The 19,973-nt window shown below is 68.6% G+C and carries 18 protein-coding genes; 9 read left to right on the top strand and 9 right to left on the bottom strand.

Annotation, left to right across the window (positions count from 1 at the left end; translation table 11 throughout):
* Window positions 1-196: 196 nt before the first annotated feature.
* Together ACFCQI_RS13365 and ACFCQI_RS13360 are read left to right on the top strand one after the other, a co-directional pair.
* Window positions 197-1,264 (top strand): DUF5694 domain-containing protein, encoded by a 1,068-nt coding sequence (locus ACFCQI_RS13365; protein WP_395117428.1) that lies wholly within the window; start codon window positions 197-199, stop codon window positions 1,262-1,264.
* A gap of 18 nt (window positions 1,265-1,282) precedes the next feature.
* Window positions 1,283-1,831 (top strand): hypothetical protein, encoded by a 549-nt coding sequence (locus tag ACFCQI_RS13360; protein WP_395117426.1) that lies wholly within the window; start codon window positions 1,283-1,285, stop codon window positions 1,829-1,831.
* Window positions 1,832-1,857: 26 nt separating this feature from the next.
* On the opposite strand, the gene ACFCQI_RS13355 is transcribed toward ACFCQI_RS13360, so the two are convergent.
* Together ACFCQI_RS13355 and ACFCQI_RS13350 are read right to left on the bottom strand one after the other, a co-directional pair.
* A complete protein-coding gene (locus ACFCQI_RS13355; protein ID WP_395117424.1) occupies window positions 1,858-2,352 on the bottom strand; it encodes a cupin domain-containing protein in 495 nt (164 codons plus the stop codon).
* Entirely contained in the window at window positions 2,349-2,612 is a 264-nt protein-coding gene (locus ACFCQI_RS13350) for a hypothetical protein (protein WP_395117422.1), read from the bottom strand. The genes ACFCQI_RS13355 and ACFCQI_RS13350 overlap by 4 nt, the downstream gene beginning before the upstream one ends.
* A 263-nt stretch (window positions 2,613-2,875) precedes the next feature.
* Between ACFCQI_RS13350 and ACFCQI_RS13345 the strand changes: the two genes are divergently transcribed.
* Together ACFCQI_RS13345 and ACFCQI_RS13340 are read left to right on the top strand one after the other, a co-directional pair.
* Window positions 2,876-6,103, top strand: a complete 3,228-nt coding sequence (locus ACFCQI_RS13345) for an EAL domain-containing protein (RefSeq protein WP_395117420.1) — start codon at window positions 2,876-2,878, stop codon at window positions 6,101-6,103.
* Window positions 6,104-6,197: 94 nt separating this feature from the next.
* Window positions 6,198-6,953: a zinc-dependent peptidase gene (locus ACFCQI_RS13340; RefSeq protein ID WP_395117418.1), complete on the top strand. Its 756-nt coding sequence runs from the start codon at window positions 6,198-6,200 to the stop codon at window positions 6,951-6,953.
* A gap of 16 nt (window positions 6,954-6,969) precedes the next feature.
* Here ACFCQI_RS13340 and ACFCQI_RS13335 read toward each other — a convergent pair whose 3' ends face one another.
* Together ACFCQI_RS13335 and ACFCQI_RS13330 are read right to left on the bottom strand one after the other, a co-directional pair.
* Window positions 6,970-7,611, bottom strand: coding sequence for an NAD-dependent dehydratase (locus ACFCQI_RS13335; protein ID WP_395117416.1), 642 nt, complete (start codon window positions 7,609-7,611; stop codon window positions 6,970-6,972).
* A 112-nt stretch (window positions 7,612-7,723) separates the two neighbouring features.
* Window positions 7,724-8,527 (bottom strand): hypothetical protein, encoded by an 804-nt coding sequence (locus tag ACFCQI_RS13330; protein WP_395117414.1) that lies wholly within the window; start codon window positions 8,525-8,527, stop codon window positions 7,724-7,726.
* Between the two features lie 451 nt (window positions 8,528-8,978).
* On the opposite strand from ACFCQI_RS13330, the gene ACFCQI_RS13325 reads away from it, so the two are divergent.
* Complete coding sequence (locus ACFCQI_RS13325) at window positions 8,979-10,649, top strand: tol-pal system YbgF family protein (protein ID WP_395117412.1); 1,671 nt, start codon at window positions 8,979-8,981, stop codon at window positions 10,647-10,649.
* 315 nt (window positions 10,650-10,964) lie between these two features.
* Window positions 10,965-12,194 carry an MFS transporter gene (locus ACFCQI_RS13320; protein WP_395117410.1) on the top strand — a complete coding sequence of 410 codons (1,230 nt, stop codon included), beginning with the start codon at window positions 10,965-10,967 and terminating at the stop codon, window positions 12,192-12,194.
* Between the two features lie 40 nt (window positions 12,195-12,234).
* Here the strand turns inward: ACFCQI_RS13320 and ACFCQI_RS13315 are convergent, their stop codons facing one another.
* The 3 genes from ACFCQI_RS13315 to ACFCQI_RS13305 form a co-directional block, all read right to left on the bottom strand.
* Window positions 12,235-12,804 carry a peroxiredoxin family protein gene (locus tag ACFCQI_RS13315; protein WP_395117408.1) on the bottom strand — a complete coding sequence of 190 codons (570 nt, stop codon included), beginning with the start codon at window positions 12,802-12,804 and terminating at the stop codon, window positions 12,235-12,237.
* Window positions 12,805-13,072: 268 nt separating this feature from the next.
* The gene (locus tag ACFCQI_RS13310) at window positions 13,073-14,821 is read right to left on the bottom strand and encodes a hypothetical protein (protein ID WP_395117406.1); all 1,749 of its coding nucleotides are present in this window, start codon (window positions 14,819-14,821) and stop codon (window positions 13,073-13,075) included.
* Window positions 14,818-15,369, bottom strand: a complete 552-nt coding sequence (locus ACFCQI_RS13305; RefSeq protein WP_395117404.1) for a LemA family protein — start codon at window positions 15,367-15,369, stop codon at window positions 14,818-14,820. Before ACFCQI_RS13305 ends, ACFCQI_RS13310 begins: the two co-directional genes overlap by 4 nt.
* 356 nt (window positions 15,370-15,725) lie before the next feature.
* Between ACFCQI_RS13305 and ACFCQI_RS13300 the strand changes: the two genes are divergently transcribed.
* Entirely contained in the window at window positions 15,726-16,157 is a 432-nt protein-coding gene (locus tag ACFCQI_RS13300) for a hypothetical protein (protein WP_395117402.1), read from the top strand.
* Between the two features lie 234 nt (window positions 16,158-16,391).
* Window positions 16,392-16,982, top strand: a complete 591-nt coding sequence (locus tag ACFCQI_RS13295; RefSeq protein ID WP_395117400.1) for a hypothetical protein — start codon at window positions 16,392-16,394, stop codon at window positions 16,980-16,982.
* A 159-nt stretch (window positions 16,983-17,141) separates the two neighbouring features.
* Here ACFCQI_RS13295 and ACFCQI_RS13290 read toward each other — a convergent pair whose 3' ends face one another.
* The gene (locus ACFCQI_RS13290; RefSeq protein WP_395117398.1) at window positions 17,142-17,648 is read right to left on the bottom strand and encodes a methylated-DNA--[protein]-cysteine S-methyltransferase; all 507 of its coding nucleotides are present in this window, start codon (window positions 17,646-17,648) and stop codon (window positions 17,142-17,144) included.
* A gap of 225 nt (window positions 17,649-17,873) precedes the next feature.
* On the bottom strand, window positions 17,874-18,662 hold the full coding sequence (locus tag ACFCQI_RS13285; protein WP_395117396.1) for a hypothetical protein: 789 nt from the start codon (window positions 18,660-18,662) through the stop codon (window positions 17,874-17,876).
* Window positions 18,663-18,797: 135 nt separating this feature from the next.
* Between ACFCQI_RS13285 and ACFCQI_RS13280 the strand changes: the two genes are divergently transcribed.
* Window positions 18,798-19,709: an AraC family transcriptional regulator gene (locus ACFCQI_RS13280; protein ID WP_395117394.1), complete on the top strand. Its 912-nt coding sequence runs from the start codon at window positions 18,798-18,800 to the stop codon at window positions 19,707-19,709.
* Window positions 19,710-19,973: the final 264 nt, after the last annotated feature.

The following is a 19,973-nucleotide window of genomic DNA, read 5'->3' as shown; positions in this document are numbered from 1 at the left end:
GGAATGAACCCACGCCGCACACCTCGCGTTTTTTCCTGCGGCGCTCCCGACATCCCTCGTGACTTTTCGCACGTGCCCGTGTCGGTGCATGCCCGCACCATGGCGTGACGGCGGCGCGCGGTCGCGCCGATGCAATGGCCGGCGAGGTCGGGCCCGGCGCCAATACTTCCCCACACCTGCCGCCGCGGAGCGACGCATGACGAATCGATGGACGAGCTGTGGCCTGCTGGCGGCGCTGCTGTGGTCGGGCACGGCGCTGGCGCAGGTCGACCTGTCCGGGCTGGACCAGGGCATGGCCGGTCCGTCGTCGCAGGTGCTGGTGCTGGGCAGCGTGCACCTGTCGCAGATGCCCGACGGGTTCAAGGCCGATACCTTGCAGCCGGTGCTGGCGAAGCTGGCCAAGTTCAGGCCCGACATCATCACCGTCGAGGCGATCCCCGGCGAAAGCTGCGCGATGATGAGGCGCAACCCGGCGCTCTACGCGGCGCAGGACGTCGCCACTTATTGCAGCGACACCACGGCGGCGAAGAAAGCCACCGGCCTGGACGTTCCCGCTGCGGTGGCCGCGGTGAAGGAGTCGCTCGCACACTGGCCGGCACGGCCGCACGCGGCGCAGCGCCGGCACCTGGCCGCGCTGTTTCTCGCCAGCGGCGACGATGCCTCGGCGCTGACCCAGTGGCTGCAGTTGCCACAGGCCGAACGACACGCCGGTGATGGCCTGGACGATGCGCTGGCCACCCGCCTGCGCGAACTGCAGACGCGAAACGGCGAGGACCTGCAGATCGCCGCGCGCCTCGCCGCACGGCTGGGCCTGCAACGCGTGTATCCGGTCGACGACCACTCCGGCGACAACGTGGACGTGCCCGACGTGCCCGCTTACGCCAACGCGATCCGCAATGCCTGGGCCGCCAGCGCGGGCGAAGTGGCGGCCGATCGCAGACAACAGGAAACGCTCACCGGTCGCGGCGACATGCTGGCGCTGTACCGCTTCATCAACCGGCCCGAGGTCCTGCGCAGGCAGATCGACGCCGACATGGGCGCGGCGATGCGCGATGAGTCGCCCGGCCACTTGGCGCGCATCTACGTCGCCGGCTGGGAGACGCGCAACCTGCGCATGGTGGCCAACGTGCGCGCGGCATTTCGCGAACGTCCCGGTGCCCGCGTGCTGTGCATCGTCGGCGCCACCCACAAGCCGTGGTTCGACAGCCTGCTGGGCCAGATGCAGGGCGTGGCCATCGTCGACGCGGAAAAAGTGCTGCAGTAACCGCCCCGGGAATCCCGCATGTTTCAGGCAAATCGACCGCGCCTGGCTGGCGCCCTCCTCATCCTCGTGGCCATGCTTGGCACGGGCTGCTCGGGCGTGGCCACGCGCGAGATCGAATCGGCGCGTGCCGAGGTGCATCGCGAGCCGCTGGGCATGAACGCCAAGGGCCATCCCGACGCCAGCATCGACGCCTCCGGCGCGGTGAAGATCGGCAACGATCCGCTGGCGCTCTCCGCTGCGCAGAAGGCCGAGGCGCTGCGCTACCGCGAGGCGGTGATCGCGCTGGTGGATCTCTCGCTGGACAAGGCCGCGCACATGACCCGGCACGTCATGGCCAGGACCGTGTTCGCGATGATGACCGGCCGCCTGGACAAGATGGAGAACAAACTGGAGCAGCAAGGCCTCGCTCTGTCCCACTCGCCCGAATTCTGCGCTGCGTTGGCTGACGTGGTGCAGCGCCAGGACCGGATGGTGCAAGCGGTGGTGAACCTGCGGCCCTACGCGCACATCAGCCAGCAGGAAGTAGACAACTGCGTGGCCGGCCGACCGTACCACGCAGGCATCTAGGACCTAGGACGCCGCACGATCCGCCGTCAGGGCTTCGTCGCGGCCACCCGCGACGGATCGTCGGCCGGATGCACGTAGTGGATCTGGAACGGCCCGTAGAAACTCAGGTCGATGACCACGCCCTCGTCCCCGGTATAGGCGTAGTGGTGATGCATCGCCGGCAGCGACGCGTAGCTCATCGCCGGCAGCGCCTTGGCCGCGGCCTTGTCCACCTGGTCGCCCATGCCGATGTGGAAGGTTCCCTGCAGCACGGTGAAACCCTCCGCGGTCGGGTGCCAGTGCGGCGCGAGTACGGTGTGCGGCGGGATCTTCAGGCGCAGGGTGGTGAACCCTTCCGCGAACGGATTGCCGCTCAGCACCGCCAGTTGCACACCCTTGGGCAGCACCGGCGGCGCCGGCATCCATTTCAGGTCGCCGGGCGCGAGCTGCACGGCGGCAACAGCAGGCGGCGCGGCCGCGGCGGGGGTCGGGGCCAGTTCCAGTGAAAGCGCCAGCAAGGCGATCGCGCATGTCGTGTTCATGGGTGCATCCTCCGTTCGACAGAAGCTGTCCTCACGGAAGAACACCGTCGCGCCGCAAATTGCGACAGCGTTTCGCGGCGTGGCACCGTCGCCGCACTCTCGGCATGCAGGTACGCCTTGAAACAAAGCTGCGGGGAGACGTCGAGCAGATGGCCCTTGCCGGCGATGCGGCGGCGGATGACCGCGGCCAGGCGGCGCACCGCCGGGTTCGGCACCGGCCGGCTGGCCTCGGCGCCAGGCCGGAACAGCCGCCGGCTCACGCGCACGGCATGCGCGCCATGTTCAAGAGATTCCCGGCGACGCCGCTACAAGGCAGAGATGCCCCGCGGCGAACCGGGCCGGCCTGCGCCGGACCGCGCCGATTGGGGTATGGTTGAACTTCGCAACGGGGACCGCGACCGCAAGAGGCATCTGCATGAAGCGATGGCGCACGGCATGCATCGGAGGAGCGTTCTGTGGCCTGGCCGCGGCATTTGCGGCAGTGGCCGCGTCGCCGCCGCCGAGCGCCTCGACGTCCGCCGCCATGTCGCCCGCCCCCGCGCGCATCCGCGTGGTCACCGACAACAACTACCCGCCCTTCCTGTTCCTCGACGGGAATGGCAAGCCGCAGGGCTACGAAGTCGACATGTGGCGGCTGTTCCAGCAGCGCACCGGCATCCAGGTGGAGCTGGAGCCGATGGCCTGGAGCGAGGCGCAGAAGGAGTTGCTGGCCGGCAAGGCCGACGTGATCGACATGATCTACCTCACGCCGGAGCGCGTGCCCCTGTACGAGTTCTCCGCACCGTACGCGAGGCAGGCCGTGGGCATCTACGTGGCGCGCAGCATCCGCGGCATCACCGACAGCACCGGCCTGCGCGGCTTTCCCGTGGCGGTGGAGCGCGGCGACGCCTGCGCCGAACACATGCGAAGGCAAGGCATCACCGACCTGCACGAATACACCAATTACAAGGAGATCATCCAGGCTGCGGTCGGCGGCAACATCGGCGTGTTCTGCATGGACACCAACCCGGCCAACTACTACCTCTACCGCTACGCCGCGCTGGACAAGTTCTACCTCGCCTACATCCTCTATACCGGCCAGCCCCGCCGCGCCGTGCGCGCGGGCAACAGCGCGATGCTGCAGACGGTGGAGCGCGGCATGGCGATGATCACGCCGGCCGAACGCGCCGCCCTGCGTGAGCGCTGGCTGGATCGTCCCGCCATGTCGCAACCTTTCGCGCGGACGGCGCGCATCGCGCTGATCGTGGGACTGGCGCTGGCCGTGTTGCTGGCCTTGTGGGTATGGTCGCTGCGCCGCACGGTGGCCGTGCGCACCCGCGAGCTGCGCGCGCAGAAGCGCAACCTGCGCGCCCTGTTCGACGCCAGCCCGGACGCGATGTGGGTCAGCGACGGCAATGGCGTGCTCACCGATTGCAACGACCGCGCCTGCGGCCTGTTCGGGCGCACGAGCGAATCGCTGCTCGGCCGCACGACGTTCGACGCCTTCGACGAGCGCAACACGCGCTTCGCCGCCGCATCGCGCTCGATGAGCCAGGGCGTGCTGTCGAACGGACAGCCGAGCAATGCGATCGTGCCGTACGAGGCACCGGACGGCGACAGCCGGCAACTGGAACTGAGCAAGGTGCCGCTGCACGATCCCACCGGCGCGATCCACGGCGTGCTCACCGTGGCGCGCGACGTCACCCGGCGCCTGCACAGCGAGGCGCAACTGCGATTGTGGGCGCACGCGTTCCAGAACGCCGCCTTCGGCGTGGCCATCTGCGACTCGCGCACGCGGTTGCTGACCGCGGTCAACCCGGTGTTCGCCAGCGAGCGCGGCTACGCGCCCGAGGAAATGGTCGGCACGCCTGTCGACGCACTGTTCCCGCCCGACGTCCTTGCCCGCCAGCACGAACAATGGGCGCAGGCCGACCGCCTCGCACACCTGGTCTGGGAAACCGAACAGATCACCCGCGACGGGCGTCGCTTTCCCGCGAAACTGGACTGCTCGGTGATCCACGACGAGGACGGCGCGGCGCTCTACGCGATCCTCTACGCGCAGGACATCACCGAGCGCAAACGCGCCGACAGCGAACTGCGCCTGGCCGCGGTGGCCTTCCAGACCCAGGAGGCGCTGATGGTGACCGACGCCCACGGCACCATCCAGCGCGTCAACCAGGCGTTCACCCGGCTCACCGGCTATCGCATGGACGAGGTGCGGGGGCAGCCCTCGTCGCAGGTCTGGGCGCGCCGTGACGACAACGCGCCGGCGCACGAGCACCACGAGCAGCTCGGCCCCGACGGCTTCTGGCAGGAGGAGCGCTGGATCCAGGTCAAGCACGGCCAGCCGCGGGTGGTGCGCGCGGCCACTTCGGCAGTCGCCGACGCGCAAGGCCAGGTCACCCACCGCGTCTGCACCATGGTCGACCTGACCAGCGAGCGCGAGGCCCACGCCAGCGTCGACCACATGACCTTCTTCGACCCGCTCACCGATCTGCCGAACCGGCATTTCCTGCGCAACCACCTCAAGCACCTGCTGGGTCAGGCCGAAGGTTTTCGCGCGCTGCTGCTGCTGGTCGACCTGGACCACTTCAAGCGCGTCAACGATCTGCGCGGCCACGCCGCCGGCGATCACCTGCTGACCCTGATCGCGCAGCGCCTGCGCCGGCTGCTGGAAGACGGCTGCGTACTGGCGCGATTGGGCGGCGGCACGTTCGCGCTCGCCCTGCCGTGCGAGCGGAGCAACCGCAGCGAACGCGCGCAGCGCGCCCGCGAGTGCGCCGAGTGCGTGCGCGAGGCGCTGCACGAGCCGTTCCGGCTGGCCAGCGACGCGCCGGTGACGATCACCGCCAGCATCGGCTGGTCCGAGTTGGCGGCCGGCCACGACACGCCCGAATCGGCGCTGCGCGAGGCGGAGCTGGCGATGTACAGCGCCAAGGCGGCCGGCCGCGACCAGGTATGCCGCTTCGAGCCGGAGATGCTGGCCGAACTGGCGCAGCGCGACGGCCTCGTGCACGACCTGCGCGACGCCATCGCCCAAGGCGCGATGGCACTGAACCTCCAGGCGCAGGTCGACCGCTACGGCCGCGTGCTCGGCGCGGAAGCGCTGCTGCGCTGGACGCGCCGCGGCGTGGCGGTGTCGCCCACCGTGTTCATCCCGGTGGCCGAGGAGAGCGGGCTGATCCTGCCGCTGGGCGACTGGGTGCTGCAGCGCGCCTGCGAGTTGCTGGTGGCCTGGTCGAGCCGGCCGGCCACGCAGTCACTGACCCTGGCGATCAACGTCAGCGCGCGGCAGTTCGCCCAGCCGCACTTCGTGGACGGCGTGTGCCAGGCGCTGGCGGCCACCGGTGCCGATCCGTCGCGGCTGAAACTGGAAATCACCGAAACCACCATCATGGACGACCTCGCCGAGGCGGCGGTCAAGCTCACCGCGCTGCGTGCGCAAGGCATCCGCATCTCGCTGGACGACTTCGGCACCGGCTATTCCTCGCTGACCTATCTCTCGCGCCTGCCGCTGGACCAGCTGAAGATCGACCAGTCCTTCGTTGCCTGCCTGCCGGAGGACGCCAACGGCGCGATGGTGGCGCAGACCATCATCGGCATGGGCCGCGGCCTGGGCCTGGAAGTGATCGCCGAAGGCGTGGAAACCATCGCGCAACGGCAGTTCCTGCTGACCCAGGGCTGCGACGTGTTCCAGGGTTACCTGATCGGCCACCCGCTGCCGCCGGCGGAGTTCGAGGCCACGCTGGAAGCGCACCCCGCGCCGGTCTGAATCGCCGTACCGCCCGTGCTTATGCATCGCCCGCCCGCTTGAGTAACGGCGCGACGGCCCAGATGTTCCGGAGCTCCCCCTCCAGCATGTGGCCATGTTCGACATCTTCCGCAACTGGCGCGCACGGCGCACCGTCACCCGGCGCCCGATCGCCGAAGCGCTCTGGCGCGAGGCGCTGCAACGCTGCACCGCCGCGCGCCGGCTGGGCGCGTCGGACCAGGCTGCGCTGCGCGTGCTGGCCACGCTGTTCCTCGAACGCAAATCGCTGGAGCCGGTGGAAGGCTTGCCGCTGGGCGACGTCGACCGCGTGTTGCTGGCGGCGCATGCCTGCATGCCCATCCTGAAACTGGGCATGGACTGGTACGACGGCTGGCACAGCATCATCGTCTACCCGGATGCGTTCATGCCGCAGCGCCAGCACGTGGACGCCGCCGGCGTGGTCCACCAGGGCCACAGCCTGCTGGCCGGCGAGGCGTGGGGCCGCGGTCCGGTCATCCTGTCGTGGGCGGAAGTGCTGGACAGCGGAAAGAAGCCCGGCCACAACGTGGTCATCCACGAGATGGCGCACAAGCTCGACATGCTCAACGGCGAGGCGAACGGCTTCCCGCCACTGCACCGGCGCATGGATGCCAGGCGGTGGTCGCAGGTGTTCTCCGACGCATGGCATCGCCTCAAGCAGGCACGCAACAACGGCGACGAGCTGCCGATCGACGCGTACGCGCTGGAAAACCCGGCCGAGTTCTTCGCCGTGTGCAGCGAGCAGTTCTTCGAGGCTCCGGCCAACCTGCGCGAGCACTTGCCGGAGGTCTACCGGCAACTCGAGCTGTTCTATCGCCAGCATCCGCTGTAGGCCGGCGCCCGCCGCTTCATGCCGGCGACAGCAACTGCTCCGGGGAAATCACCGCGCAGCCGGGGGTCATCGCCAGCGCCGACTGCAGCAATGCCTGCGCGATTCGCGGCGCCGGGACGATGCGCCAGCGTCGCGGCACGATCGGCGCCAGCGCCTGCAGCACACGCATGCCGAGCTGCTCGCGCAGCCGCCGCCGCTCGCGCTCGCCGCCGATCAGCGAGGGCCGCAGCACGGTCAGCGAGGGATAACCCAGTGCCTGCACCGCCTGCTCCACCTCGCCCTTGATGCGCAGGTAGAAGTAGCGCGATGCCGCGTCGGCACCCCATGACGAGGTCAGCGCGAAGGCCTGCGCGCCACCGGCCCGCGCCAGTCGCGCAAACGTCAGCACGTAATCGAAATCCACCCGCCGGAACGCCGCGGGCGAGCCGGCATCGCGCAGCGTGGTACCCAACGTGCAGATCGCCGCATCGGCCTGCCACCACGCGGCATCGGCCGGCAGCTGCTCGAAGTCGACCACGGGGTTCACCAGTTTGGGATGCGCCGGCAGCGGCCGCCGCGTCGGCGCCACCACCCGGGTGACTGCGGCATCATCCAGCGCCATCCGCAGCACCTCGCGCCCGACCAGGCCGGTCGCACCGCACAGCAACACTCGCGACATGCATGCCTCCGGATGACAGGAAAACGCAATGGACGACTCGGCGGACCACGCGTCGAGCGTCCCGCGCTTCAGATGTTACCCGCGCGGTGCGTCGCGACCGCGCCGGCCTCCGTCAGGGCGCCAGCACCTTCGGCACCAGCGCGTGCCAGCCCGGCATGTCCCACAGCAGGTTGACGGCAACAGCCACCGGCAGGAACAGGCCCAGCCAGACCAGATAGACCCGCTGCACCGGGCGCTGCCTGACCACGTCCCACAGGAACAGCGGCGACACCGCAAGCAGCGTGTAGAGGTCGGTCGAGAACGGACCGGGATGGATCGGCGGCAACCAGCCGATGCGATCGATCGCCGCCTGCAGCGGCAAGGCCGTGGCCAGGAACATCATCCGCTTGTGGAAGTCCGGATCGGTGCGTCGCACACGCAAGGCGAGCCAGATGAAAGCGGCAAACAGGATGCCGGCCTGCAGCTGCAGCAAGGCGATGTTGTCGAGGAAAAGGAGCGTCTGCTGAAGCTGTTCACGCACCGGCGACGGCGCGACGTGCGCCCCGTTCCAGACCTGTCGGTAAATCGTCGGGACCAGGAGGAAACCGGTGACGATGATGGCCGGGACCAGCACGAAAGCCAAGCGCCCCAGCAGCATGTGCCGCTGGCGCCGGCCGGTCGCCATCAGCCAGGACTGGACGAGCAGCAGGACCAGAAACGAGCCCATCAACACGGCATGCACATGCAGTACCGGCGGGAACGGCGGCCTTGCCCCGGCCCGGATCATGGCGACTTTCTGCAGCGAGTCCGGCACGAATCCGGTCAGCGTGATGGCGATGAAGAACGCCGCCATGAAGACCCAGATCCAGCGGTCGACGGCCGCCATGAGGTTCGGACTGGTGGGTAGGTCAAGCGCCTGCGCGTGATTCGTGGTCATGGCATCCCCGATTGGTTCTTTCCACAACGGATGGCTCGACCGGGCTCGGCCACCGAGTGGGTCGCGGTGCCGAGAGCACAGGTGAGTCCAATGGCACAGGCGCCGGTGTCCCAGCCGGACATCCAGGCAAACGGCGGCGTTCGTGCCTGCCCCAAAACTGGTACTTCCCCTCACTACCCCATCGCACACTCATGCGGTCGAATACGACAAGGCACTCGCGCACGTCGCGCATGGTGAGCTTTCCCGGATGGGACCGCAACAGCCGGCCGGAGAGCCAAAAGCTGCCAGGGACAATGTGAACGTGGAAGGTATGGATGGACGTCCAATCGGCCGCAGGGGCAGTGAACCGGCCTGTGCGTGGCCGGAGAAAATCGGGCATCCATTTCCGCAAACCTCGGCTACTCTGCTTGCTGCTTCCCCCTGTTTCCGAACCGACCATGGGAGAATCACGATGATCCGTCGATGCTTGTTCCTGCCGCTGCTGGCAGTCCTGCTGGCGGGCTGCAATCCCGCGCCGAAGGCGGCCGGCGACGCCGCATCCGCGCCCGAAACCGCTGCGCCGCCGCTGTTCGATACCTTCGGCGACCTGCACCACGACGTGGCCACCCCGGTGCCCCTGGCGCAACGCCATTTCGACCAGGGCCTGCGCATGGCGTACGGCTTCAACCACGAGGCGGCCGGGCGCAACTTCGCCGAGGCGGCGCGACTGGACCCGCAATGCGCGATGTGCGTCTGGGGCCAGGCGCTGGTGCTGGGGCCGAACATCAACCTGCCGATGGACCCGGCCCACGCGAAGGACGCCACCGCCCTCGCCGCGCGCGCGGCCAGCCTGGCCGCCACCGCACGTCCGGTCGATCGCGCGCTGATCCAGGCACTGCAACTGCGTTATGCCGACCCGGCGCCGGAAGATCGCGCACCGCTGGACCGCGCCTATGCCGAAGCGATGGCGCGCGTGGTCGCGCAATTCCCCGAGGACGACGATGCCGCCACCCTGTACGCGGAGGCGTTGATGGATCTCTCGCCCTGGGCGTACTGGGAAAAGGACGGCACCCCGGCCCGGTTCACCCCGCGCCTGCTCGGCGAACTGGAACGCGTGCTGGCGCGCAACCCGCGCCACATCGGTGCGATGCACTACTACATCCACGCCACCGAATCCTCGCCCGAGCCACAGCGCGCCGAACCCCACGCCGACGCGCTGGCCGCGCTGGCGCCCGGTTCGGGCCACCTGGTGCACATGCCCGCACACACCTACATCCGCGTCGGCCGCTACCACGACGCGACCCTGACCAACCTCGCCGCCACCACCGCCGACAAGGATTTCCTGGCGATGTGCCGCGGCAGCAACGGCGTCTATCCGCTGGGCTACGTGCCGCACAACTGGCACTTCGCCACGATGACGACAGGCCTGACCGGCTCGCGCACGCTGGCGCTGCAGGCGGCCGAGCAGACTGCCCGGCGCGCCGACCGTGCCGCAATGGGCGCGGCGCCAATGGAGTTCATGCAGCAATTCGTGGTCACGCCTCTGCTCACGCAAGTCCGCTTCGGCGACTGGGACGCGATTCTTGCCGACACCGCCGCGTCACCGGAACTGCCATACCCCGCGGCGATCCGTCACTTCGCCCGCGGCATGGCACACGCGCGCAAGGGCACCCTGATCGAAGCCGCTCGCGAAGCCGACGCCCTGCATGCGATCGCCGTCGATCCGGCAATGGCGAAAGTAAGCTTCTTCGACATCAACCACGCCGATGGCGTGCTGCGCGTGGCCGACGCCCTGCTGCGCGGGGAACTGCTGCGCGCACAAGGCAAGCACGCGCAGGCCATCGCCGCGCTGCACGAAGCGGCAGCCGCCGAGGATGCGCTGGCCTACAACGAACCGGCCGACTGGTCGCTCCCGGTCCGCCCCTACCTCGGTGCCGCGCTGCTCGAAACCGGCGATGCCGCGGGCGCGGCGGAAGCATTCAACCAGGACCTGAAAACCTACCCGCTCAACGGCTGGTCGCTGTTCGGCCTGGCGCAGGCCCAGCAAAAGCTCGGGCAGGTCGACGCCGCGCGCGAAACCTCGAAGCTGCAGGCGACCGCATGGCAATGGGCCGATGCGCCGCTGACGACGGCACGATACTGATAGCGAAGAGACCCCTCGCCGTCTCGTCGTGCCGTCATTCCGGCCAAGGTGCGCGGCCGTCGTCGTCGACGCCACGGCCCCCGGAATTCCACGCCCTCGCAGGAGCCCGCTCCTGGGGTTGGGAAGTCGACGGGACCGGGGCGGCGCAACGCGTTCAACGCCGTCGTGTCGATTGTTCCGGGCCACGCTTCGCCGTGCGTACGCCATGGCCCGCACACTGCCGGGCGGCGACAAACGCTTTCCCGTCCGGTTACCCTGCCGAAGCCGCACCGGCTCCGCCGGTCGCGCGGCGCGTGCCATCCCCGGGTCTTTCGCATGTTGAGCAGCATCCGCACCACCGCACCGCTGTTGTCGAGCACCGTGTTCCTGTTGATGGGCGTCGGCCTGCTGCACACGCATATCGCGTTGCAGGGCGAGGTGCTGGGCTTCTCCGTGGCGATGATCGGCGTGCTGACCTCGGCCTATTACACCGGTTTCCTGGTCGGCACCTACACCGTGCCCCGGCTGACGCATCGCTTCGGCCATATCCGCACCTTCGCCTTCTGCACCTCGCTGCTGGCGGTAGTCGTGCTGGTGCAGGCACTGACCTCGGCCTACGCGGCATGGCTGGTGCTGCGCGTGTTGCAGGGGCTGCTGCTGGTGGGCCTGTACGCGATCATCGAGAGCTGGCTGAACACCGCCGCCGATCCGAAGCATCGCAGTTCGGTGTTCGCCGTCTACATGATGCTGAACCTGGGTGCCAGCGCGATCGCGCAGCAGTTCCTGCACATCGGCGGCGAGGGCTTCGTGTTGTTCTGCGTGGTGGCGATCCTGGTCTGCGCGGCGAACCTGCCGGTGGTGATGACCCCGCAGCCGCAGCCATCCATCCATGCCGCGCCGCGCGTCCAGGTCGGGCGCATGTTCCGGCTGGTGCCGACCGCGCTGGTCAGCGCACTGATCTCGGGCATGGTGCTGGGCGCGTTCTGGGGCCTGCTGCCGTTGTATGCGGCCGCGCGCGGTCTCGGCGCGGCCGAAGTCGGCACCTACATGAGCGTGGCGATCGCCGGTGGCGTGGTGCTGCAACTGCCGCTGGGACGGTTGTCCGACCGCATCGACCGGCGTCTGGCGCTGGCGTTGATCAGCGCCACCGCGGCATTGGCGGCGCTGGCCAACCTGGTGTTGCCGAATGCCGGCCACACCATCGCCATGCTGCTGGTATTCGCCTTCGGCGGCATGAGCTTCGCGGTGTACCCGATCGCGGTGGCGCACCTGGTGGACTATCTGCGCCGCGACGAGCTGCTGTCCGGATCGAGCACGGTGCTGCTGGTCAACGGCATCGGCTCGGCGGTGGGGCCGCTGCTGGCGGGCACGCTGATGAGCCTGACGCGGCCGACGCTCCTGTTCGGCTGGTTCGCGGTGCTCGACAGCCTGCTGGCCGGCTACGCGCTGTACCGCTTCATGCGCCGCAAGCGCGAAGTGACGCCGGACGACAACTTCGTGCCGCTGGTGCACACCACGCCGGGCGCGATGGATCTGCGTCCCGATGCGCCGGAGCGATCAGCCTAGTCCGCGCTTCCTCATCATTCTTCTGCCGTGCCAGGCGCCGCTACGACGGCGGCTGCCGCGCACCCGCCGTGATCCCGCAGCGATCTTCGCTGCAAGCCTCTGCCGCGAGCGCCGCGTCTGCCATCTGCGGGCGCGACTGCTCCAGTTCCGCCAGCAACGTACCGATCTCCGCGCCGAGCAGCAGGTCATCGTGCTGGCCGAACACCTGGCGACGCAGCCGCCCCTGCGCGTCGATCAGGATCGTGGTCGGCGTGCCCTGCATGGCATACGCGCGCATGGTGCACGGAATCGGATCGCCGGCCGGGCCGGGCGCATCGATGCCGACCGGAAACGCGATGCGGTATTCGTACAGGAACGCGCGCAACGACTCCGGCCCCATCGCCGCGTGGTGCTCGAACACCGTGTGCAAGCCGACCACCGCCAGCGGCGCGCCCTCGAACAGCTTGGCCACGCGCTGCGCCTGCGGAATGCCATGCGCCACGCAACCCGGACAGAGCATCTGGAACGCGTGCAGCAGCACCACCCGCCCGCGAAAATGGCCGAGGGTCAATGGCTCGGGCGTGTTCAACCAGGCGCTGGTGCGCCACTCGGGGGCTGCTGCGGACGTCATCGCAATCTCCATCCCTGCTGCACGACCCGCGGCGCCAGCTGCCGCGGGCATCACTTCAACCACGCAGCGTACATCTTCCCTGCTTCGCTGGCGGCGCACCGGACTCGACAGTCGTCCGGGGTGCGGGCATCGGCGAATCGGCGCGCTGTCGTGTTTCCGGCGGGATGGCTACGGGACGCAGGCTGGCCCGTGACTTGCCGCAAGCTTTCGCCCTAGCCTCCCGGGCCTGTCCAGCGACCGGCCGCCGCGTTTCCATCGCATGCGCCCTTCATTTCGGGATGCGACGCGCCATCGCCTGTGCAAAAGCCAGCAGTTCCAGCGCGGCGTCGTCATGGTCGGGATTCAGGCTGGCAATGAAGTCCTCTTGCCCTCCCGCCTCTTCGAGCGAATGCGCGAAGCGAGCGTTCCACGTCACCGCCACATCCAGCGCCATCGCGTACGGCAGCAGGCTCGCCTGGAGTTCGGGATGGAGCGACGGCTTGTAGCGCGCATCCATGTCCTGCTGTTCGGCGGTGCCGAGGTACCAGCGGAAGCCGTGCAGCTTGCGCCGCAACGGCGTCTCCCGCGGCGGTTGGCGCAGCAACCACCAGCCCGCGGCGACCTGGCCGGCGAGCAGCGCGGCGCCCGCCAGCCAGTCCAGGCGGTCGCCGCCGCCCAGCAATCCGATCGCGGCGATCGCGGCCACGACGTACACCTGCGCACGAGTGGCGCGCAGGAGCGCAAGCGGGACCACGTCCATCAGCATCGCCACGACGAGCGCACCGACGAGGCTGGGAGCCGCAATCTCGCCCAGGATAACGAAGCGACTGTCGATGCCGAAGAACAACAGCGTGGCGCCGGTCAGCGCGGTCAGCCAGCCGGGGATCAACAGCCAGGAGGGATCGCCTGGACGTTCGCCCGCGCAGCGATTCTCCAGCGCACGCCGGAAAGCAAGCTCGGCAAGGCCGGTGCTGTCGGCATGGGCCTCGGAGAACTCCGCCGTGGGGCCAAACGCGAACAACGCCGAACGCAGCCGGTGTTCGTCCATCGTCAAGGCCGGGGCAAGGTCACCGCCGGTTCGCGTTGCCACCCATGTGCCATCGTCCTGCCGGGCCAGCGTGAGCCCACCCTTGGCGGCGATGCCGAGCACGCCGGTGGCAAAGCATTTTTCATCCCAGGCACCGTGCCACAGCAACCGCACGGCGCCGGCGGACCAGCCGGTCGGCGGCTCGTACTCCACGATCACGGGTTTGCCGTCGCCGCCGCCGGTGAAGAAAATTTTCGCCAGGAGGTAGTACAACGCCAGCACGGCCAGCCACACGGTGCCGTTGAACATCCAGGCCGGCCCCGCCGACAAAAGGGGGGTCGATGCCTCGGCCACCTCGGGAAACGTGAGCACCGCGCCCAACACCTGCCCCGGCGCGACGGCATCGTGCCAACCGAGGTCGACCTTGGTTCCGGTGACTCGGCGATCCCCTGCCGTGACAGGCGCACCGTCGAGCTGGAACTGCGCATGGATCTGACTGGAAGGCGTTTCCCGCGGCAGCTTCACCACCAATTTCGCACGCTGCAGCGACAGTCGATCGGTGGCCGAGGTGAGCGGCCAAACGAGCTTGCCATCGTCGACCGCCTTGTACAGGACGCGGTAATCGAGTTCGAACAACTGCATCCCCACGCGACGTGTCGGATGCACGGTGATACGCACGCCATCGCCCAGCGGCGCAACCTCGGTCGTCACCCCGTCGCCGTTCTCGGCCGCCCCCATCAGGAACACGTCGCGAAGTGCGAGCTTGCGGCCCGGAAGAACCAGGTCGCGATGGAACTCCCACGGGGTCGCCGCGTTGACCTCCGTAGTCTCGCTGACCTCGATCGAGTAGTCGTGGTTGACCCAGATCGACGTATCGCGCGTCATCGTGGTGGGTTCGACACCGGACTGACCGGCGTCCTGCGCCATCGCACTGCCGGCGGCAAGCGCCACGGCAACGAGGCACAACATGCGCGAGATCCGATGCCGCACGAGGCCGCCGGCAAGCCTCATGCAGGCTCCCCGAGCCTGACCTGGACATTGGCCCTGGCATCGGCGTCGGCGGCGAAGAACTCCGCGGGCCTGAAGGCGAGCGGCGCGGCGATCAGCAAGGTGGGAAACGTTTCGCGCGCCGTGTTGTACTCGCGCACCGAGCCGTTGTAGAAGCGCCGGGCGTGCTGCAAGGTGTTCTCCACCTCCACCAGCTCGTCCGAAAGCTGGCTGAAGTTGCCGCTGGCCTTGAGCTCCGGGTAAACCTCGCCCAGCGCGACCAGGCGCACCAGCTGCTGGCCCAGCGCAATCTCGGGCGCGATCCGCTGCGCCGGGGTTCCGCCGCGCATCGCCGCGCTGCGCTCGGCGGCGACACGTTCCAGCAACTGCCGCTCATGGCTGGCGTAACCCTTGACCGCTTCGACCAGCATGGGCACCAGATCGTGGCGACGCTGCAACTGCACGTCGACATCGCTCCACGCGTTGCGAACCTGGTTGCGCAGCCGCACCAGTCGATTGAACAGCCAGACCGCGCCGACGACGAGCAGCAGGCCCGTTGCGTAGAAAATCAAATGAGCGTCCCCTCGCGCCCGATTCGCGGGCGCTGCAATCCGACGGCACAGCCGACCGGTACATTCCCCATACCCTGTGCGACCGCCACCTGCGCCGCCGGGCCATTCTGGCGACAGCACGCGCCGGGTTCAACTGCCGCCGAAAGCGGGATGGAGGAAGTCAATCGAGGCCATGGGGGAAAAGACCATCGGCCACCTGGTGAGCTTGCGCCGTCCGGGGCCGCCGAAGCACGCGGACATCGAGCAGAGGGCACTGACTTTCTCCGCCCCGGTTTCGCTTGCCTGGTTTGACGCCCCTGAAATGCGGTGCAATTCTGCGTCACGACGATCCATGGAGGATCGAGGGGGAGACAAAGATGTTGAAGCGGGCATTGGTGGGGCTGGTGGTGTTTGGCGGCATTCTTCTCTGGCATTTCGGGAGGAACGGCCTGATGCCGACCCTCGCGCAGGAAGCGCTGCTTGCGCCGCCCGCCCAGGCCACTTCGGTCAGCTTCAAGTCTGGCGCCTGGGCTTGTACCTCCGAAGAATTCAAGCTGCAGGTGCTGGACCACAGATATTATGCAAACCCGGTGGTGATCAAGATCATCGGCGGCGCACCCGAGTTCTGCCGCGAGATCAATGCCAGGCACGACTATGCGCTGCTCGCTCCCGCCCCGGGCAACATGGCGTACGCCAGTCCCTGCCCGGATCACAGCTGCGTCGCGTTCAATGCCCACGTGGCGGTGAACGGCGAGGAAGCCGACTGGGTGCTTTACGCACCGAACAGCTTCATCGCTTCCTCTCGCTGACGCACCAAGCAATAGGCCAGACGCGGGCCGCCCCCGCAAGCTGGCAGCGGTACGCGGCGCCAGCGAAAGTCCTTCTCCACTGCGGCACCTGCCGGTATCGGCAACCACCGCCACCAGCGCGGAAGACGCGGTTGAACCTGCCCACGACCGTCAGGCGTTCGCGCCGACTGTCCACGCGGACGCTGCCGGTTGCCGCCGTCGTACCACGAAATCACGAGCACCCCAGGAACGCCCATGACAACGGAAGCACAGAGCAGGCAGTTCGAGTTCAAGCAGGCGATCATCGAATTGTTGTGGAACGACGACACGCCCCAGGCCGCCGCCCGGGTCGTGGCGCGGTGCACCTCGGACGAGGAGCGCGAGCACGCCCTGTGGATGGCGGTGGCCCTTCAACGAGCCGCCGCGGTTACCGCGCTGCTGCAGGCGGGGATCAGCGCGCAGGCGCGGGAGGCAGCCCTGTCGCTGCTGTGCGGGGGGCTCGCGAGGGCCGGAGCACCCCAAGCCGGCACGCACGTCGCGGAGTGGGGTGCCTGGAGCGTGAATACCATCGCCATACCCGTCAAGGTCGGAACATCCCCGTTCTGGTTCGAGGCGGAGAAATTGATGGACATCTACCTGGAGCAGCGGGGCATCAAGGGCGACTGGCTCGTCATGCTGCCCGCATTGCGTGAAGGTGTCGCATCAGGCAGCCTGGAACGATTCATCCAGACGCTGAACCAGGCCGGCAGCAGGGAGATCCATATCGCGACGGCGTTGCTGCGGGCGGAGATCGATCGACAGGCGCTGCAGGGCGGGATGGGCGAGCCGCAGCCAGTGCAGGGCTAAGGTCCGAGACCGCTCGCGAGCCTCGCGACCCGGCCAATCAACGGCAGCAAATCGGGCGGAGGGCGCCGGGTTCAAGCGGCGGCCGCGTGCCGCCGTGATCTGCACCTGGATGCCAAAGCCGCCCGACAAGGCATCCTGGTCGGGGCCGTCATTCCCGGCTCAATCGAACAAGCGGCGCTCGCGTCCTTCGTGATCGAGCAGCCAGCGCTTGCGGGCCAGCCCGCCCGCGTAGCCGGTCAGCGAGCCGTTGCTGCCCAGCGCGCGGTGGCAAGGCACGAACAGCGAAATCGGGTTGCGCCCCACCGCCGCGCCCACCGGGTGGAACGCCTCGGGCCGGCCAATCGCCCGCGCCAACGCCGCGTACGTCGTCGTCTCCCCGTACGGCACCGCGCACAGCGCGCGCCACACCTGCTGCTGGAACGCGGTGCCTTCCGGCGCCAGCGGCATCTCCAGGTGCGTCAGCTCGCCGGCGAAATAGGCGTCCAGCTGCCGCCCCGCCTCGTGCAACAAGGGCGTCGCGGCCTTCCGCCACCCGGCTTCCGGCGAGATGGCCGGAAAGTACTTCTGCCCCTCGAACCAGCCGCCTTTCAGGGCTCCGTCGCGCTCGGCGACGAGGAAAACGCCCAGCGGCGTATCGACGGGAAGGTAGGCCAGGTCGTCGGGCATGAAGCAGGGGAAAGCAGATGGCTGGCGACGCAGCCGATGCGATGCACGGTACTCCCCGCGGCAGTCGAGGCGAAGCGCGCCCGTCTCACCCCCCCACCGCCACACCACGCAGTCGCGCGAATCACCTGTGGCGGAATACGTCGGCGGAGGGCCAGGGCGGCTGGCCGATGCGTGAGACGAGGCGCACCGCGCACGACAGAACAGCCAGCCGCCGCCCGTCCCCGATCAGCGATTGACCCTGCCCGGTCGTGACAAGTCGCCCGAGGCCACCTTGAACACGTCGACAACGCACAGCAGCGGATCGTGCACGCTGGCGTTGACGCGCAAGGCGGCGGTGACACCGTCGAAACCGGCGGCGTCGACGGCGCCGATGTCGTCGAACGGCACCCGCACCTCCAGCGAGTGGTCGTCGAAGACGGGGCTCCAGCCGGGGCTGTCGATCAGGATCGGCAGGCCTGGCCAGGTCCTGGGCAGTCGCGGCTTGCTGCCCTCGGCGATGTCGACCACCTTCAGCGCGCCCTTGCCGCAGGCGTCGTCGGGCTGCAGCACCACCCAGTGCGAGTGCCACAGGTTGCCATCGTTGCCGGGGTCGCCATCGCCGTTCTCGTCGAACAGCGGGGTGTCGTCGAAGTCGGGATGCGCGGTGACCGCGAACGCGAGAATGCCGCTGCCATGCTCGAAGCCGACCAGGTAGGGATCGAGCGTGGTCGGCCACACGTAGGAGAACACGCTGCTGCCGGCGAGCTTGCCGGTCTTCACCGGCTTGCTGTCGCCGGCCTTGCCGGATACGGCGATGTGAAACGTGGCGATGTTTCCCTCGGTGCTGACCCTGGTATGCACGATGTCGAACGGTGCCTGCACGGCTTTGGCCGGTGCGCTGGCGATGCCACCAGCGTGCGTGGTGCCGTCATGGGCGAAGCTGGCCGAACCGCCCAGCAGCAGTGCCACGGCGATGGCAAGACGCGCGCGGGTGCCGAGCGGCTGACGTGGATGCAACGGCGGGTGTGTGGACATGGCGACTCCTCATCGGGGATGTGCCGCCTTGGCGGGTGCTTGGCGACGTGGGGCCAGCGTCGCCCCGGAGCGCCCTCCACAGGTGTTATTTTGTCCATGAAATACCACTGATCGTCCAGGATGCGGAAGCAAACCATGGCTACCCTCGACCGCTTGTCGTCACTGATGGAGCGCTTCCACGTGCGGGCGCACCTGTTTCATGCCGGGGCGCTGTGCGGGCTGGCACAATTCGACGCCCGGCCGGGACGGGGTTTCCTGCACGTGTTGCGACGGGGCGAACTGGTGGTGACGCATCGCCCGCGCAGCGGTGTGCCGCGCCGCATCGAGGTGGCCGAACCGAGCCTGTTGTTCTACCCGCGCCCGCTGGCGCACAGCTTCCACAACCCGCCGGCCGAGGGTTCGGATTTCGTCTGCGCCACGCTTGATTTCGATGGCGGCGCGCGGCATCCGCTGGCGCGCGCCCTGCCGCCGCTGCTGGTGCTGCCGCTGCGGGCGGTGGACGGCCTGGAGCAGACGCTGGCGCTGCTGTTCGCGGAAGCCGAGCGGGTACGCTGCGGCCAGCGCCTGCTGGCCGACCGCCTGTTCGACGTGTTGGTGCTGCAACTGCTGCGCTGGCTGCTCGACCACCCCGCAGAGGCGAAACTGCCGCCGGGCATGCTGACCGGCCTGTCGGACCCGAAGCTGGCGCGCACACTGACCGCGATCCACGAGCAGCCCGGCGCAGACTGGTCGCTGGCCGCCATGGCCGAGACCGCCGGCATGTCGCGCAGTGCATTTGCCGCCGCCTTCAAGCAGCACGTCGGCCACACGCCGGTCGAATACCTCACGCAATGGCGCGTTGCCGTCGCGCAGGCCCTGCTTCGCCAAGGCGCTTCGCTGAAAACGGCGAGCCTGCAGCTCGGCTATCGCAACGCGTCGTCACTGTCGCGGGTTTTCACCCAGTCTGTGGGCATGTCGCCGCGCGCGTGGTTGCGGAATGGGGGAGCTGAAAAAGGCAATGAGCCACGTCTCCCTCAACCCGGTGCCGGGGTGGACGGTGAGGCTTGAACAGCAGGGGCGACTCGTCAAAGGCGACCCAACCGAACTGATCGCACAGCCGCCGTACCAGCGGGGTGCAGTCCGAGCGACGCGAGCAGTGCGGCGCCAGTGACCGGGTTGCATGCCCACCGGGTCGGGAAAATTCCACCCGGCCCTCGCCCACTTCCCCGGATGCATCCGTAGCGGATGACCAGGTCAAGGCAGGCAGTGCCTGTTCCACGCAGATGGAAACCTCCTCGGCATCAATGGGCAGCACCGACTCGGCATCGGGAT

Source organism: Rhodanobacter sp. FW102-FHT14D06 (assembly GCF_043950705.1).
Taxonomy (GTDB): Bacteria; Pseudomonadota; Gammaproteobacteria; order Xanthomonadales; family Rhodanobacteraceae; genus Rhodanobacter.
Note: the sequence above shows the minus strand (reverse complement) of the source record. Positions and strands in the feature narration are given on the sequence as shown.

Excerpts from the sequence above, each read along its gene's own strand:
- ACFCQI_RS13365 (WP_395117428.1), top strand. The coding sequence starts at position 197 with ATGACGAATCGATGGACGAGCTGTGGCCTGCTGGCGGCGCTGCTGTGG.
- ACFCQI_RS13360 (WP_395117426.1), top strand. The coding sequence starts at position 1,283 with ATGTTTCAGGCAAATCGACCGCGCCTGGCTGGCGCCCTCCTCATCCTC.
- ACFCQI_RS13355 (WP_395117424.1), bottom strand. The coding sequence starts at position 2,352 with ATGAACACGACATGCGCGATCGCCTTGCTGGCGCTTTCACTGGAACTG.
- ACFCQI_RS13345 (WP_395117420.1), top strand. The coding sequence starts at position 2,876 with ATGTCGCCCGCCCCCGCGCGCATCCGCGTGGTCACCGACAACAACTAC.
- ACFCQI_RS13340 (WP_395117418.1), top strand. The coding sequence starts at position 6,198 with ATGTTCGACATCTTCCGCAACTGGCGCGCACGGCGCACCGTCACCCGG.
- ACFCQI_RS13335 (WP_395117416.1), bottom strand. The coding sequence starts at position 7,611 with ATGTCGCGAGTGTTGCTGTGCGGTGCGACCGGCCTGGTCGGGCGCGAG.
- ACFCQI_RS13330 (WP_395117414.1), bottom strand. The coding sequence starts at position 8,527 with ATGACCACGAATCACGCGCAGGCGCTTGACCTACCCACCAGTCCGAAC.
- ACFCQI_RS13325 (WP_395117412.1), top strand. The coding sequence starts at position 8,979 with ATGATCCGTCGATGCTTGTTCCTGCCGCTGCTGGCAGTCCTGCTGGCG.
- ACFCQI_RS13320 (WP_395117410.1), top strand. The coding sequence starts at position 10,965 with ATGTTGAGCAGCATCCGCACCACCGCACCGCTGTTGTCGAGCACCGTG.
- ACFCQI_RS13315 (WP_395117408.1), bottom strand. The coding sequence starts at position 12,804 with ATGACGTCCGCAGCAGCCCCCGAGTGGCGCACCAGCGCCTGGTTGAAC.
- ACFCQI_RS13310 (WP_395117406.1), bottom strand. The coding sequence starts at position 14,821 with ATGAGGCTTGCCGGCGGCCTCGTGCGGCATCGGATCTCGCGCATGTTG.
- ACFCQI_RS13300 (WP_395117402.1), top strand. The coding sequence starts at position 15,726 with ATGTTGAAGCGGGCATTGGTGGGGCTGGTGGTGTTTGGCGGCATTCTT.
- ACFCQI_RS13295 (WP_395117400.1), top strand. The coding sequence starts at position 16,392 with ATGACAACGGAAGCACAGAGCAGGCAGTTCGAGTTCAAGCAGGCGATC.
- ACFCQI_RS13290 (WP_395117398.1), bottom strand. The coding sequence starts at position 17,648 with ATGCCCGACGACCTGGCCTACCTTCCCGTCGATACGCCGCTGGGCGTT.
- ACFCQI_RS13285 (WP_395117396.1), bottom strand. The coding sequence starts at position 18,662 with ATGTCCACACACCCGCCGTTGCATCCACGTCAGCCGCTCGGCACCCGC.
- ACFCQI_RS13280 (WP_395117394.1), top strand. The coding sequence starts at position 18,798 with ATGGCTACCCTCGACCGCTTGTCGTCACTGATGGAGCGCTTCCACGTG.